Annotated in this window: 9 protein-coding genes; 8 read left to right on the top strand and 1 reads right to left on the bottom strand. The window is 71.6% G+C overall.

What is annotated here, in order from left to right; genetic code table 11:
- Nucleotides 1-143 precede the first annotated feature (143 nt).
- The 8 genes from ACIRB7_RS14885 to ACIRB7_RS14850 all read left to right on the top strand — a co-directional run bounded on the left by ACIRB7_RS14885 (nucleotide 144) and on the right by ACIRB7_RS14850 (nucleotide 12754).
- Complete coding sequence (locus tag ACIRB7_RS14885; RefSeq protein WP_403597526.1) at nucleotides 144-3068, top strand: glycoside hydrolase family 48 protein; 2925 nt, start codon at nucleotides 144-146, stop codon at nucleotides 3066-3068.
- Between the two features lie 237 nt (nucleotides 3069-3305).
- Nucleotides 3306-4808, top strand: coding sequence for an alpha-N-arabinofuranosidase (locus ACIRB7_RS14880; RefSeq protein WP_403597716.1), 1503 nt, complete (start codon nucleotides 3306-3308; stop codon nucleotides 4806-4808).
- Between the two features lie 193 nt (nucleotides 4809-5001).
- A complete protein-coding gene (locus ACIRB7_RS14875) occupies nucleotides 5002-6252 on the top strand; it encodes an ABC transporter substrate-binding protein (RefSeq protein WP_403597523.1) in 1251 nt (416 codons plus the stop codon).
- Nucleotides 6252-7283, top strand: coding sequence for an ABC transporter permease subunit (locus ACIRB7_RS14870; RefSeq protein ID WP_403597520.1), 1032 nt, complete (start codon nucleotides 6252-6254; stop codon nucleotides 7281-7283). The genes ACIRB7_RS14875 and ACIRB7_RS14870 overlap by 1 nt, the downstream gene beginning before the upstream one ends.
- On the top strand, nucleotides 7280-8209 hold the full coding sequence (locus ACIRB7_RS14865) for a carbohydrate ABC transporter permease (protein WP_403597517.1): 930 nt from the start codon (nucleotides 7280-7282) through the stop codon (nucleotides 8207-8209). The genes ACIRB7_RS14870 and ACIRB7_RS14865 overlap by 4 nt, the downstream gene beginning before the upstream one ends.
- Nucleotides 8206-8796, top strand: coding sequence for a hypothetical protein (locus ACIRB7_RS14860; protein WP_403597514.1), 591 nt, complete (start codon nucleotides 8206-8208; stop codon nucleotides 8794-8796). The genes ACIRB7_RS14865 and ACIRB7_RS14860 overlap by 4 nt, the downstream gene beginning before the upstream one ends.
- 149 nt (nucleotides 8797-8945) lie before the next feature.
- Nucleotides 8946-11678, top strand: a complete 2733-nt coding sequence (locus tag ACIRB7_RS14855) for a Tat pathway signal sequence domain protein (protein ID WP_403597511.1) — start codon at nucleotides 8946-8948, stop codon at nucleotides 11676-11678.
- 17 nt (nucleotides 11679-11695) lie between these two features.
- On the top strand, nucleotides 11696-12754 hold the full coding sequence (locus ACIRB7_RS14850) for a rhamnogalacturonan acetylesterase (protein WP_403597508.1): 1059 nt from the start codon (nucleotides 11696-11698) through the stop codon (nucleotides 12752-12754).
- A 43-nt stretch (nucleotides 12755-12797) separates the two neighbouring features.
- Here ACIRB7_RS14850 and ACIRB7_RS14845 read toward each other — a convergent pair whose 3' ends face one another.
- Nucleotides 12798-15668: a glycoside hydrolase family 2 TIM barrel-domain containing protein gene (locus ACIRB7_RS14845; protein ID WP_403597505.1), complete on the bottom strand. Its 2871-nt coding sequence runs from the start codon at nucleotides 15666-15668 to the stop codon at nucleotides 12798-12800.
- Nucleotides 15669-15867 lie beyond the last annotated feature (199 nt).

Below are 15867 nucleotides of genomic sequence, written 5' to 3'. Positions count from 1 at the left end.
TTGGCTTCGACTTCCTCACACATCTTGACGGCGTAGCGCCCCAACTGCACAGTGGGAGCGCTCCCACTGGTTCAAAGCTTGACTGTCGAACGTTTCAGCTCTTCGCTCCCCCGACCTTCCGAGCCGCGAGGAGAACCACCCGCATGCCACGCCTACGACCGAGAACGAGCCCACGCCGGCCGCTGACCGCCCTCGCCGCGGCGCTCTCCCTCCCCCTCGGCCTGCTCGCCGTCGGCGCCACCACCGGCCAGGCCACCGCCCAGGCCACCGCCGTCCAGTGCAGCGTCGACTACCGGACGAACGACTGGGGTTCGGGCTTCACCGCCGAACTCACGCTCACCAACCGGGCCACCACGGCCCTCAACGGCTGGTCGCTGACCTACTCCTACGCCGGTGACCAGAAGCTCACCAACGGCTGGAGCGGCACCTGGTCCCAGACCGGCAAGAACGTCACGGTGACCAACGCGTCCTGGAACGGCACCGTCGCCGCCGGCGCGGCCGTCACCACCGGCGCCCAGTTCACCTACAGCGGGGCCAACGCCGCCCCGACCGCCTTCGCGGTCAACGGCACCCCCTGCACCGGCGCCCACCAGCCCCCGGTCGCCGTCCTGACCAGCCCCACCGCCGGAGCCGTCTACACCCGGGGCGACGCGGTGCCGCTCGCCGCCACCGCGGCAGCGGCCGACAGCGCGACCGTGAACAAGGTGGAGTTCTACAGCGACACCACGCTCCTCGGCACCGACACCACCGCGCCCTTCACGTACAGCGCGACCGGCCTCGCCGCCGGCGCCCACTCCCTCTACGCCAAGGCCTACGACAGTCTCGGCGCCTCCGCCGAGTCGGCCCCCGTCGGCATCACCGTCGCCGCCGGAGCCGCGCTCGTCGCCTCCCCGAGCCAGCTCGGGGTACGCCAGGGCGCCACCGGCACCTTCGACCTGAAGCTGTCGACCGCCCCCGCCTCGAACGTCACGGTGAGCGTCGCCCGTACCTCCGGCAACACCCAGCTCACCGCGACCCCGGCCGCGCTCACCTTCACCCCGGCGAACTGGAACACCGCGCAGAAGGTGACCGTCGCCGCCGCGGCCACCGGCACCGGCTCGGCCGTCTTCACCGCGACCGCCCCCGGCCACACCAAGGCCGAGGTCACCGTCGCCCAGCTGGCCGCGAACTCCACGTACGACGCCCGCTTCCTCGACCTCCACGGGAAGATCACCAACCCGGCCAACGGCTACTTCTCGCCCGAGGGCATCCCGTACCACTCGGTCGAGACCCTGATCGTCGAGGCCCCCGACCACGGGCACGAGACGACCTCGGAGGCGTACAGCTACCTCATCTGGCTCCAGGCCATGTACGGCAAGATCACCGGCGACTGGACCAAGTTCAACGGCGCCTGGGACACCATGGAGAAATTCATGATCCCCACCCACGCCGACACGCCCACCACCGGCTCCTACAACGCCTCCAAGCCGGCGACGTACGCCCCCGAGTGGGACCTGCCCTCGCAGTACCCGGCCCGGCTCGACTCCGGTGTGACCTCCGGCTCCGACCCGATCGCCGCCGAGCTCAAGAGCGCCTACGGCACCGACGACATCTACGGCATGCACTGGATCCAGGACGTCGACAACGTCTACGGCTTCGGCAACGAGCCCGGGAAGTGCTCCGCGGGACCGACGGCGACAGGCCCCTCGTACATCAACACCTTCCAGCGCGGCCCGCAGGAGTCCGTCTGGGAGACCGTCACCCACCCGACCTGCGACAACTTCTCCTACGGCGGCAGGAACGGCTACCTGGACCTCTTCACAGGTGACGCCTCCTACGCCAAGCAGTGGAAGTTCACCAACGCCCCCGACGCCGACGCCCGCGCCGTCCAGGCCGCCTACTGGGCCGACCTCTGGGCCAAGCAGCAGGGCAAGGGCACGCAGGTCTCCGCGACCGTCGGCAAGGCCGCCAAGATGGGCGACTACCTGCGGTACGCGATGTTCGACAAGTACTTCAAGAAGGCCGGGAACTGCGTCGGCCCGACCGCCTGCCCGGCCGGCACCGGCAAGGACAGCGCGCACTACCTGATGTCCTGGTACTACGCCTGGGGCGGCGCCACCGACACCTCGGCCGGCTGGTCCTGGCGCATCGGCTCCAGCCACGCCCACGGCGGCTACCAGAACCCCCTCGCCGCCTACGCGCTCAGTGAGTACGCCCCGCTCAAGCCCAAGTCGGCCACGGGCCAGGCGGACTGGGCGACCAGCCTCGACCGGCAGCTGGAGTTCTACCGCTGGCTCCAGTCCGACGAGGGCGCCATCGCGGGCGGCGCCACCAACAGCTGGCAGGGCCGCTACGCCACCCCGCCGGCCGGCACCCCCACCTTCCACGGCCTGTACTACGACGAGAAGCCCGTCTACCACGACCCCGCGTCCAACCAGTGGTTCGGCTTCCAGGCCTGGTCGATGGAGCGGGTCGCCGAGTACTACCAGCAGACCGGTGACGCCGGGGCGAAGACCGTCCTCGACAAGTGGGTCTCCTGGGCGCTGTCCAAGACCACGATCAACCCGGACGGCACCTACCGCATCCCCTCCACCCTCCAGTGGTCCGGCAAGCCCGACACCTGGAACGCGGCGAACCCCGGCGCCAACGCCGGACTGCACGTCACCGTCGCCGACTACACCAACGACGTCGGCGTGGCCGCCGCCTACGCCAAGACCCTCACCTACTACGCGGCCAAGTCCGGCCACGCGGAGGCCAAGCGGGTCGCCAAGGCCCTGCTCGACGGCATGTGGGACCACCACCAGGACCCGCTGGGCATCGCCGTCGAGGAGACCCGCGCCGACTACAACCGATTCGACGACCCGGTGTACGTGCCGAGCGGCTGGACCGGCACCATGCCGAACGGCGACACGGTGAACAACTCCTCCACCTTCGCCTCGATCCGCACCTTCTACCAGGACGACCCGGCCTGGCCGAAGATCGAGGCCTACCTGGCGGGCGGCGCCGCGCCCGTCTTCACGTACCACCGGTTCTGGGCCCAGGCGGACATCGCCCTGGCCATGGGCTCGTACGCGGAGCTGCTCGAATAGCAGCCGCCCCGCACAGAGACGCTCCGCGTACGACGAGACCGGGCGGACCCCGCGAGGGGCCCGCCCGGTCTTCGGGCGTTCCAGGGGTCCATTGACGACCGTCGACTCGGCTCCTACGTTCGCGTTCGGACGTACGGCCACTGGTCGAAATATCGAACGCACGCGACGCAAGCGCCGTATCGACCACATCAACCGCATCGAACGAGAGGGACTCCCGTGCCGCACCCCGAATCCGCCGTGCCCACCGCCCGCTTCACCCTCGACCCCGACTTCACCGTCGGTCCCGTCGACCCACGTCTCTTCGGCTCCTTCGTCGAGCACCTCGGGCGCTGCGTCTACACCGGGATCCACGAGCCCGGGCACCCCGCCGCCGACGAGGACGGGCTGCGCACCGACGTCCTGGAGCTCGTGCGCGAGCTGGGCGTCACCGCGGTCCGCTACCCCGGCGGCAACTTCGTCTCCGGCCACCGCTGGGAGGACGGCGTCGGCCCCGTCGACGAGCGCCCGCGCCGCCTCGACGTCGCCTGGCGGTCCACCGAGACCAACCGGTTCGGCCTGAGCGAGTTCATCGCCTTCCTGCGGAAGGTCGGTCCCCAGGCGGAGCCCATGATGGCGCTCAACCTCGGGACCCGGGGGATCACCGAGGCGATGGACCTCGTCGAGTACGCCAACCACCCCGGCGGCACCGCACTCTCCGACCGGCGCATCGCCCACGGCGACAAGGACCCGTTCGGCATCCGCCTCTGGTGTCTGGGCAACGAGCTGGACGGCACCTGGCAGACCGGGCAGAAGACCGCGGAGGAGTACGGCCGGCTGGCCGCGCAGACCGCCCGCGCCCTGCGCCGGCTCGACCCCGGTCTCGAACTCGTCGCCTGCGGCAGCTCGGCGCGCGGCCTGCCGACCTTCGCCACCTGGGAGGCGACCGTCCTCGCGGAGACGTACGAGGTCGTCGACCACGTCTCGCTGCACGCCTACTACGAGGAGGTGGACGGCGACCGCGACTCCTTCCTCGCCTCCGCCGTCGACATGGAGGCCTTCATCGAGGAGGTCGTCGCCACCTGCGACCACGTCGGCGCCCGGCTGAAGTCGCCGAAGAAGCTCACCCTCTCCTTCGACGAGTGGAACGTCTGGTACCAGCGCCGGCCCAACCCGCACCCGGTGGAGGACTGGCAGGAGGCCCCGCGGCTCCTGGAGGACGTCTACACCGTCACCGACGCCGTCGTCTTCGGCACGCTCCTGATCACCCTGCTCCGCCACGCCGACCGGGTCGCCGTGGCCTGTCTCGCCCAGCTCGTCAACGTGATCGCCCCGATCATGACCGAGCCCGGCGGCCCCGCCTGGCGCCAGACCACCTTCTTCCCCTTCGCGCAGGCCTCGCGGTACGGCCGGGGGACCGTCCTCGACGTGCGCGTCGACGCGCCGACGTACCCCACGGAGCGGTACGGGGACGTGCCGCTGCTGCACGCCACGGCCGTGCGCGCCGAGGACGGCGGTGTGACCGTCTTCGCCGTCAACCGTGGCCGGAACGCGTCGCTGCCGCTCACGGTCGCGCTGCGCGGTCTCGATCTGAGCCGGGTCGTCGAGCACAGCGTCCTCGCCGACGCGGACCCGGAGGCGCGCAACACGCTCGACGAGCCGGAGCGGGTCGTGCCGCACGCGGGGGAGGGCGCGACGCTCGTGGACGGGACGCTGCGGGCCGTCCTGGAGCCGATGTCCTGGAACGTCGTCAGGCTGCTCTGACCGGCCCTCTGTTGAATCCTTTCACAAGAACCGCCGCGACTCCTCGTGTGAAGCGCTTCGAGAGATCCGGTCGGAAGCGTTGACGTGGCTGGCGGACAACCCTACTTTGTCCCAGCAAGCGCTTTCCTGAAACGTTCCATTAACGCGCGGAGGACGAACTGTGCGTACGCAAGGCACTGTTGACCGTCGGAGCATGCTGAAGGTCGCCGGCGGCTCGTTGGCGGCTCTCGGCCTGACCGCGGCGGGCTGCGGCACCGGCTCGGGCTCCGGAGACGGCACCGTCACGATTCGGTACAGCTGGTGGGGCTCGGAGGACCGGGCCAAGCGGATCAACCAGTCGATCGCGCTCTTCGAGAAGAAGTTCCCGAAGATCAAGATCAAGACCGACTTCCAGCCCTACGCCGACTTCTGGAAGAAGTTCAACACCCAGGCGTCCGGCGGCAACGCGCCGGACGTCTTCCAGAACGCCATCGGCTTCCTGCGCAAGTACGACGCGAAGAACGTCCTCCTCGACCTGCGCGAGCAGGCCGCGGCGGGGAACCTCCGCCTCGACGGCTTCCGGGCCGGCCTGGAGAAGTTCGGCGAGGTCGACGGCAAGCTGCTCGGCGTCCCCGTCGGCAGCAACTCGATGGCCCTCGTCATCGACCGGGCCGTCTTCACCAAGGCCGGGGTCACCCCGAAGCCGGGCTGGACCTGGGACGAGTACCACGCGGCCCTCGCCAAGATCCAGGAGAAGCAGGGCCGGGCGGGCGACGCCGGTCCGTACGGGATCATGTACCTGTACGACCTCTACCTGCGCCAGCAGGGCAAGGCCTTCTTCACCACCTCGGGCCTCGGCTTCACCGAGGCGGACCTGACGGACTGGTGGAGCAAGGCCGTCACGCGGGTGAAGTCCGGCGTCTACGCCGACCCGAAGAAGACCATCCCGGTCAAGCCCAAGTCGGCGGTGACCGCCGAACTCGCGGGCTGCGAGTTCACCTGGGACAACTTCGCCGTCCGCTACACCTCCGAGGGCAAGAGCCAGTACGGCCTCGCCCCCATCCCCACCACGGACGGCCGCAAGACCGGCCAGTACCTCGGCTCCCTCATGCTCAGCGCCTCCAAGCGCACCAAGCACCCCAAGGAAGCCGCCCAGTTCATCGACTTCATGGTCCACGACCCGGAGGTCGGGAAGATCATGGGCTACGACCGGGGCGTCCCGGCCACCACCGCCCAGAACGACGCGTACGTGCCCTCCGACGAGGTCGGCAAGCAGATCGCCGCCTACGAGAAGCAGCTCGTCGAGTCCCGCGTCCTGGAGCCGATCACCCCGCACCCGGCAGGCGCCGACGTCTGCGAGGCGGCGTTCATGCGGCTCGCCGAGGAGATGTCACTGGGCGAGCGGCCGGTGGCGGACGCGGTGAAGCAGTACTTCACCGAGGCGAAGACGGCGCTCTCCTCCTGATGGGCGCCGCCGTGACCTCCGCACCGAATCCCGCACCGCGGCCCGAGCGGGCGCGCCGCCCGGAGGGGGAGACCGCACCCGCGGGCTCCCCGTCCGGCGGGCGCCCGCCCGGGGTGCCGGGCCGCACCGTCCGCCCCCACAGGGCCCGCCGCGAGAACCTCGCCGGCTACCTCTTCATGTCCCCCTGGATAGCGGGCTTCCTCCTGCTCACCGCGGGGCCCATGGTGGCCTCCCTGTACTTCGCCTTCACCGACTACAACCTGTTCGACGCCCCGAAGTGGATCGGCCTCGACAACTTCACCGAGATGTTCGGCGACGCCCGCTGGCGCACCTCGGTCGAGATCACCGGCTGGTACGTGGTGATCGGCACCCCGCTGAAGCTGGCCGCCGCGCTCGGCGTCGCCCTGCTGCTCAACCAGAGCCGGTGGGGGCAGGGCTTCTACCGGGCCGCGTTCTACGCGCCCTCGCTCATCGGGGCCAGCGTCTCCATCGCCATCGTCTGGCGCGCCATCTTCTCCGACGGCGCGGCCGTCGACCGGGCGCAGCAGGTCTTCGGCATGGAGGCCGGCGGCTGGATCGGCGACCCCGACCGCATCATCTACGCCCTGGTCGCGCTCACCGTCTGGCAGTTCGGCGCCCCCATGGTCATCTTCCTGGCGGGGCTCAAGCAGGTGCCCCGCGAGCTGTACGAGGCGGCACAGGTCGACGGGGCGAGCCCGTGGCGGAGGTTCTGGCACATCACCCTGCCGATGATCTCCCCGGTGCTCTTCTTCAACGTGCTCCTGGAGACCATCCACTCCTTCCAGATCTTCGGCTCCGCCTACATCATCGGCAGCCAGGGCAACGCCTGCGGGCCGGCCGACGGCACGCTCGTCTACACCTGCTACCTGTACATCCAGGGCTTCGAGAACAGCCGGATGGGTCTCGCCTCGGCGATGGCCTGGATGCTGCTGCTCGCCGTCGGCCTGGTCACGGCGGTGCTGTTCTGGTCCCAGCGGCGCTGGGTGCACTACGAGGAGGGGGCCCGATGAGCCTCGCACGCACCGACGCACGGACGACCGGACCACGGACGACCGGACCGGAGACGACCGGAACGGGGACGACCGGCACCCGGAACGGGAAGAAGCTCACGGCGGGTTCGATCGCCTGGCACCTCGGGTCCCTGGCCGTCCTCGCCGTCATCCTCTATCCCGTGGTGTGGGTGATCGGCGGCTCCTTCAAGCCGAGCGACGAGATCGTCGGCAGCCTGAAGCTCTTCCCCACCGACCCCATCACCGACAACTACCAGCGGCTCGCCGACGGCATCGCCGACATCCCCATCTCCACCTTCTTCGGCAACTCCCTCTTCCTGGCCGTCGGTTCGGTGGTGGGCGTGCTGATCTCCAGCTCGCTCTCCGCGTACGCCTTCGCCAAGATCGGTTTCGCCGGACGCGGAGTGCTCTTCACCCTGATGATCGGCACCCTGCTGCTGCCGTACCACGTGCTGCTGATCCCCCAGTACGTGCTGTTCCAGAAGCTCGAACTCATCAACACCTACACGCCGTTGCTGCTCGGCAAGTACCTGGCGACGGACGCCTTCTTCGTCTTCCTGATGCTCCAGTTCATGCGGGGGCTGCCCAAGGAGCTGGACGAGGCCGCGCGCCTCGACGGCTGCGGGCATTGGCGGACCTATTGGTCGATCGTCCTTCCGCTGTGCCGGCCGGCGCTCATCACCAGCGCGATCTTCACGTTCATCAACGCGTGGAACGACTTCATGGGCCCGCTGATCTACCTCAACGAACCCGAGAAGTACACGGTCTCGCTCGGACTGAAGATGTTCGTCGACCAGGACGGCCTCGCCAACTACGGAGGCATGATCGCGATGTCGCTCGTGGCGCTGCTCCCGGTGGTGGCCTTCTTCGTCGCCTTCCAGCGGTACCTCATCGACGGCATGGCCACCTCGGGCCTCAAGGGATGAGCGCCCGTCCGCAGAGCCGCTTCCTGGCCCGGTTCGGGGTCTTCGCCGAATGCCTCCTGGTGGGGGTGTGGATCGCCGTCGCCGCGCTCCCGCTGGTGACGCTCCCGGCGGCGCTCGCGGCCGGCGCGGCGCACCTGCGGCGCTGGACGGGCGACGAGCAGGCCGGACTGCGGTTCTTCGCCGCCGACCTGCGCGCGGCCCTGCGGGGCGGTGGCTGGTCGGCGGGGCTCGGCTACGGTGCCGCGCTCGCTCTGATGGGCGCCGACCTCGCGTTCGTACGGGCGCTGCCCGTGCCCGGTGGGCGGGCGGCGGGGACCCTCGCGATCCTCGCGGCGCTCTGGCTGACGGTCACCCTCCTGCGAGCGGCCACGGCCTGGCGCCCAGGCCTGCGCTGGCGTGACCTGCTCGGCCCTGCCGCCCGCCGCACGCTGCGCGACCCGGCCGGTTCCCTGCTCGTCGTCTGCGGTCTCGCGGTGATCGCCGCGTCGGCCTGGTTCTCCGCACCACTGGCCCTGCCGGCCATCGGCATCCTCGTCGCCTCGGCCCTGGCGGCCGAGCGGCGCCGGGCGGCCCCGGCAGCCGTCTGATCCACCCGCCCGCGGGGTCCGGACCCCGTGCCCGGCCCCGGCCGTGACGGGGCTCCCGTCCCGAGGGCCCCGGCGCCGCTTTCCGGCGCCCGCCTGCCCCCCCCGCTTCCGCGGGCGTGCCCACAGGCATGCCCATGAAAGGAGTTCCCGTGTCCTCGATACCCCGCCGTTCCCTCCTCAAGGCCGCCGCCGTGGCCGGGGCAGCGGCCCAGTTCAGCTGGGCCCTCGGCCGCGAACAGGCGCAGGCGGCCCCGGCCGCCCCGGTGGCGGAGGAGGGGCGGCCCGCGACCGTCACCTGGCTGGAGCCCGGCGGGCTCGGCGCCGCCGGCGGCTCGACGTTCGGCGCCGCCTGGCCCAAGGGAGCCCACCCCGGCGACCAGGCCTTCGCGCTCACCACCGCGGACGGCGCGCCCGTCGCCGTACAGACCTGGACCACCGCCCGCTGGCCCGACGGCTCCCTCAAGTGGACCGCGCACGCCGTCGGGCCCGACGCCGCCGGGACCGAACGCTTCACCCTGGCGCCCGGCACCCCCGCCACCCCGGCGAAGACCGTCTCCGTCACCGAGACCGGCCGCCGCATCACCGTCGACACCGGCACCGTACGGGCCGTCGTCTCCAAGGACGGCGGGAAGCTCGTCGAGTCCGTCACCCGCGACGGCGTGAAGATCGCCACCGACGGCCGGCTCGTCCTGCTCCGGCAGAGCGACCTCGACGACGGCGACCAGGGCAACGCCAAGTGGGAGCGGTTCGACGGCGAGATCTCCGGCGCCGTCGTCGAACAGGCCGGCCCCGTCCGGGCCGTGGTCCGCGTCGACGGCAAGCACCGCAAGGGCAGCCGCAGTTGGCTGCCGTTCTCCGTGCGCCTCTACTTCTACGCGGGCTCCGAGTCCTTCCGCATGGTCCACACGATCACCTACGACGGCGACCAGCAGAAGGACTTCATCCGCGGCCTCGGCGTCCGCTTCACCGTCCCCATGCGCGACGCCGCCTACGACCGGCACGTCCGGATCGCCGGCGAGGGCGCCGGATTCCTCACCGAGGCCGTCCAGGGCATCACAGGACTGCGCCGCGACCCCGGCGCCGCCGTCCGCACCGCGCAGGTCAAGGGCGAGAAGCTGCCCGACCCCGCCACCTGGGACCAGCGCGTCACCACCCGCATGCAGTACGTCCCCACCTGGGGCGACTACACCCTCTCCCAGCTCTCCGCCGACGGCTTCGCCCTCCGCAAGCGCACCAAGCCCGGCCACGGCTGGATCCCCGCCGGCGGCGGCCGCCGCGCGAGCGGCTTCGGCTACGTCGGCGGCGTCACCGGCGGACTCTCCTTCGGGCTGCGGGACTTCTGGCAGAAGCACCCCGCCCAGCTCGACATCAGGAACGCGGCCGGCGACGAGGCCGAGGTCACCCTCTGGCTCTGGTCGCCCGAGGCCCAGCCCATGGACCTGCGCTTCTACCACGACGGCATGGGCCAGGACGCCTTCCCCGAGCAGCTCGAAGGCCTCAACATCACCTACGAGGACTACGAACCCGGCTTCGGCACCCCCTACGGCATCGCCCGCACCAGCGAGCTGATGTTCTGGGCCAACGCCGCCACCCCCACCGCCGCCGCCCTCGTCGAGCAGTCCGCCGCCGTCCGCACCCCGCCGCAGCTGGCCGTCGGCCCCGAGGACCTCGTCCGCGCCCGCGTGTTCGGCGGACTGTTCTCGCCCGTCGACCGCTCCACCCCCGCCAAGGCGAAGATCGAGGACCACCTCGACTACCTCTTCACCTACTACAAGGACCAGGCCGAGCAGCGCCGCTGGTACGGCTTCTGGGACTACGGCGACATCATGCACACCTACGACGAGGACCGGCACCAGTGGCGGTACGACGTCGGCGGCTACGCCTGGGACAACTCCGAACTCTCGCCCGACCTGTGGCTCTGGTACGCCTACCTGCGCTCCGGCCGCGCCGACATCTTCCGCTTCGCCGAGGCCATGACGCGCCACACCGGCGAGGTCGACGTCTACCACCTCGGCCGGTGGGCCGGCCTCGGCACCCGCCACGGCGTCCAGCACTTCGCCTGCAGCGCCAAGCAGCAGCGCATCTCCACCGCCGTCTACCGCAGGCCCTACTACTTCCTCACCGCCGACGAACGCGTCGGCGACCTCATGCACGACCTCGTCGACTCCGACGAGACCTTCCTCGTCCTCGACCCCATCCGCAAGATCCGCACCGAGCCCTACACCCCCGACCGCCACGCCCTCTCCATCGGCTTCGGCACCGACTGGAGCGGCCTCGCCGCCGCCTGGCTCACCGAGTGGGAGCGCGGCGGCCCCAAGGCCGCGAAGGCCGAGGCACGGCTGCGGTCCACCATGGAGACGATCGCCGCCCAGCCCAACGGCTTCGTCCAGGGCACCGGCCTGTACGACCTCGACACCGGCCGCTTCGCCGTCGCCACCGAACCCGTCGTCGGCGTCTCCCACCTCTCCGCGATGTTCGGCCTCGTCGAGATGTGCGCCGAACTCATCGACCTCGTCGACCTGCCGGAGTTCAAGACGGCCTGGCTCGACTACTGCCGCTACTTCAACGCCTCCAAGACCGAACAGGCCGCCCGCTACGGCAAGAACTTCGGCACCCTCCTCCTCTTCCAGGGCCACTCCCGCCAGGACGCCTACGCCGCCGCCCAGCTGAACGACACCAAGCTCGCCCAGCGCGCCTGGGCCAAGTTCGACAAGAGCGACGGCTACACCGCCGCCATGGTCTGGGACAAGACCCCCGTCCAGGGCTCCGCCGCCCTCGAACCGGGCTACGAGCACCTGTGGATCAGCACCAACACCACGGCCCTCTACGGCCTGGCCGCCATCCAGAACCTCGCCCTCGTCGGCGACCACCTGCCCAGGTGAGCCCCGGAAGGAGCACCATGCGAAGGACAGCACTCCTCGCCGCCACGGCGACCCTGCTCGGCACCCTCGCCGCCGCGCCCGCCGCGCACGCCGACGGCCACCAGGGCCCCTACGGCCAGGGCCTCGACCACTGCGCGCCCGCCGCCGACGGGACCCTCACCTGCCACTTCGACGTGGCACCCGGCACGTACGAGGTCTCCGTGGTCCTCGGCGGTGACGAGGCGGGGTCCACCGCGGTCACAGGGGAGACCCGGCGGGCACTGCTTGCCGAGACCTCCACGGGGGCCGGGCAGCGGGTCCGGCGCTCGTTCACCGTGGACGTACGCGACCCGGAGGGCGAGCCCACCGGGCCCACCGGAAGCCCCGGCCTCGACCTGGTCCTCGGCGGCTCCGCCCCCCGCGTGACCTCGCTCCGGATCACCCCCGCCCCCCGGGCCCGCCGGATCTTCCTCGTCGGGGACTCGACGGTCTGCGACCAGCCGGGCGACCCGTACACCGGTTGGGGACAGCTGCTTCCGGTCCATCTGAAGCAGGGGATCGCGGTCGCCAACCACGCCGACTCCGGCGAGAGCACCGTCACCTTCCTGGCGAACCCCGCCCTCTTCGACCGGGTCGAGAGCGCGATCCGGCCCGGCGACCCCGTCCTCGTCCAGCTCGCCCACAACGACAAGCAGACGGACGCGGCCACCTACCGCGCCAACCTGACGACGCTGGTCGAGCGGGTACGGGCCCGGGGCGGCGAACCGGTCCTCGTCACCCCGATCGTCCGCCGCTGGTTCAACACCGACGGCACGCTGAACAACGGCACCGCCCTGCTCGTCAACGGCCTCGGCGTGGACCACCCCGCCGAGATCCGCGCCCTCGCCGGCTCCCTCGGCACCCCGCTGATCGACCTCACCGCCCTCACCAGGGCACGGGTCGAGCAGCTGGGGCCCGAGGCGTCCAAAGCGCTGTACCTGACGACGGAGAAGCGGGACAACACCCACACCTCGGTCCGCGGCGCCACGGAGTACGCGGCCCTGGTCGCCGGCGAACTGCGGGCCCGGGGCATCGTCCCGGCCCCGCTCCTCCGCTAGAGCCGACGACGGGCCGTGGCGCCGCACCCCGCCCGGGAGAAGGTCAGCCGAGCGGGGTGAAGGCCAGGGAGAAGGCGGCCGGGGCCGCTTCCAGCCGGTACGCGGGCAGCACGCCCGGTCCGCAGGACTGGGAGCCGATGCCGTGCTGTGCGTGGTCCAGGTTCAGCCACAGCGTGTCCCCCGGCACCAGGTCGGGGCCGTGCGCCGCCGCGTCCAGCTGCTCGGTGGTCCAGCGGCGGGCGGTGAACCAGAAGGCCGGCTCGCCCCCGATCCGCACCCCCTCGTTCCCGTCGGAGAGTTCCAGCCACCGCGTGTCGATCCGGGCCCCGTTCTCCTGCGGGCGCACGTACGGCGTCTGGAGCCCGGCGACGGTCGACTCCCAGCGGCCGAGCCGGGCGGCCGCCCTCGTGTCCGGGTACGCCTCACCGGGCCCGCCCCCGTACCAGACCACCCGGTCGAGGGCGACGGGCAGACCGAGCCGGACCCCGAGCCGGGGGAGCGGCACCGTCCACCCGCCCTCGGGGACCACCTCGACGTCGAGGCGCAGCGCCGTGCCGTCCGAGGTCCAGCGGTACGTGACGCCCAGGCCGAAGTCCCGGGCCGCGGGCGCCACCCGCGACCGTACGGTCAGGGTGTCCCCGGCACTCACCTCGTCGGTGCGGTGCCGCATCCGGTGCAGGCCGAGCTCGCGCCAGAGCGGCCCGTACCGGACGTCGGGCTGCCAGGGCGCGCCCTCGTCGTTGTCGGTCGGCGCCCGCCAGACGTCGAGCCGGAGCCCGGTGACGGGCAGGGCGCCGAGGGCGAGCGGCTCGCCCGTGCGGGCGTCGAAGACACCGGGGCCCAGGGTGATCCGGTCCGCAGCCGGGACCGGGGCGGCGCCGGTGAGGGCACGGAGGCGGGGAGCCGGGACGGTGGTGGCCGGAATCTGCCCCCAGGCCACCTCGTGCCCGGCCGGCGCCCAGGCGGTGTCGTGGGCGAGGACGGCCCGTACGGTCCACACCGCCTCCGCGCCGTCCGGAACCACGGGCGGCTCCGGCAGAGCGACCCGCGCGCTCTGACCGGCGGCGAGCGCGGGCACGTCGAGCGGGCCCTCGGCGAAGGTCTCGCCGTCGGCCAGCAGGGACCAGGTGAAGGCGAGATGGGCGAGATCGGAGACATCGTGACCGTTGCTCACCGCGACCGTGCCCGGCTCCTCCCCGGGAGCGATCCGGACCGGCTCGATCACCTTCTTGTACTCGACGAGCCCCGGGGAGGGCGTCCGGTCGGGGAAGAGCAGCCCGTCGCAGACGAAGCTCCCGTCGTGCAGCTCCTCACCGAAGTCCCCGCCGTAGCCGATCCCGTGGGCGGGGTGGACGAGACCGTGGTCGATCCACTCCCAGACGAAGCCGCCCTGGCAGCGCTCGTACGTCTCGAAGAGCCGCTGGTACTCGACGAGCCCGCCGGGACCGTTGCCCATGGCATGCGCGTACTCGCAGAGGACGAAGGGCAGTCGGCTCCGGGCCTCGGGGCCCTCGTCGGCGCGCCGGCCGATCTCCTCGACCTCCGCGTGCGACGGGTACATCCGCGAGTAGACGTCGGTGTCCGCGCAGGAGCGGTCGCCCTCGTAGTGCACGAGCCGGGAGGGGTCGCGGTCGCGGATCCACTCCGCCATCGCGGTCAGTCCCGCGCCGGTGCCGCACTCGTTGCCCAGCGACCACAGGACGACCGAGGGGTGGTTCTTGTCCCGTTCGACGAGCCGGGCGGCCCGGTCGAGCAGGGAGGGGGTCCAGCGCGCGTCGTCGACCGGGTTGCCCCGCCACGCCAGCTCCTCGAAGCCGTGGGTCTCCAGGTCGCCCTCGTCGATCACCCAGAGCCCGTACGTGTCGCAGAGGTCGAGGAACGCGGGGTGCGGCGGGTAGTGGGAGGTGCGGACGGCGTTGATGTTGTGCCGCTTCATCAGCTCGACGTCCTCACGCATGGTCGCGATGTCGAGGGCGCGCCCGCGCTCCGGATGGAACTCGTGCCGGTTCACGCCCCGGAAGAGGATCCGGCGCCCGTTGACCCTGAGGACGCCGTCCTCGACGTACACCGAGCGGAAGCCGATCCGCAGCGGGATCCGCTCGCCGCCGGCCGTGAGTTCGCCCTCGTACAGACGGGGGACCTCGGCGCTCCACGGCTCGACCGGGACGGTGGCGCTCTCGCCGGTCGCGAGGTCGAGCCCCAGCTCCGGCACGCGCACCCGGCCCGGCACGTCGCAGTCGACACGCAGGCCGCCCGTGCCCGAGGTGTGGTCGTACGAGGCGTGGACGAAGAAGTCGCCGGGGGCGCCCTCCGGCCGGTGCAGCAGCGTCACGTCACGGAAGACGCCCGGAAGCCACCACTGGTCCTGGTCCTCCAGGTAGGAGCCGGAGGACCACTGGTGGACGCGGAGGGCGAGGACGTTGTCCCGTGCCTTCAGGAGGTGCCCGACGGCGAACTCGTGGGCGAGCCGGGAGCCCTTGAAGTCGCCCAGCTCCGTGCCGTTGAGCCAGACCCGGGCGCAGGACTCGACGCCGTCGAGGCGGAGCACCGCCCCACCCTCCGCCGGCCAGTCGGCGGGCAGGTCGAAGCGGCGCAGATGGTCGCCGGTCGGGTTCTCGGCGGGGACGCGGGGCGGGTCGACGGGAAAGGGGTAGAGCACGTTTGTGTAGGCGGGGCCGCCGAACTCCTTGCCCTGGAGCACCCAGTGGCCCGGCACCGCGACTGTTTCCCAGCCGCTCGCGTCGAAGTCCGCGGCGGCGAAGGACTCGTCCTCGGCGCCGGCGGTGGGGGAGAGGCGGAAGGCCCAGTCGCCGTTCAGGGAGAGGGCGGGGGCGTCGGAGCGGGCGTACCAGGCGCGGGGCGGGAGCGTGCCGCGGCCGGGGGAGACGTCTTCGTACCAGGGCAGGGCGGACATGGTCCTCCTGTCGGAGAGGGTGGGAGCAAGGAGAGAGAGGGACGATCCAGAGCGCCGAAAGCGCTTGCCGCCCGATGTTCATCCCATCGCGCGGGACGCCCCCGCACAACCCCGCCCGGGCACCGGACCCTTGGACTCTTCACGGCCCGCCTGGACAGTCCGACGAGCGGCCGCTTAGGGTCGGGGTCCGCATCACCGA

Source organism: Streptomyces sp. NPDC093795 (assembly GCF_044764665.1).
GTDB lineage: Bacteria > Actinomycetota > Actinomycetes > Streptomycetales > Streptomycetaceae > Streptomyces.
The sequence above is the reverse complement of the archived record's forward strand: the minus strand, read 5'-3'. Positions and strand labels throughout refer to the sequence as shown.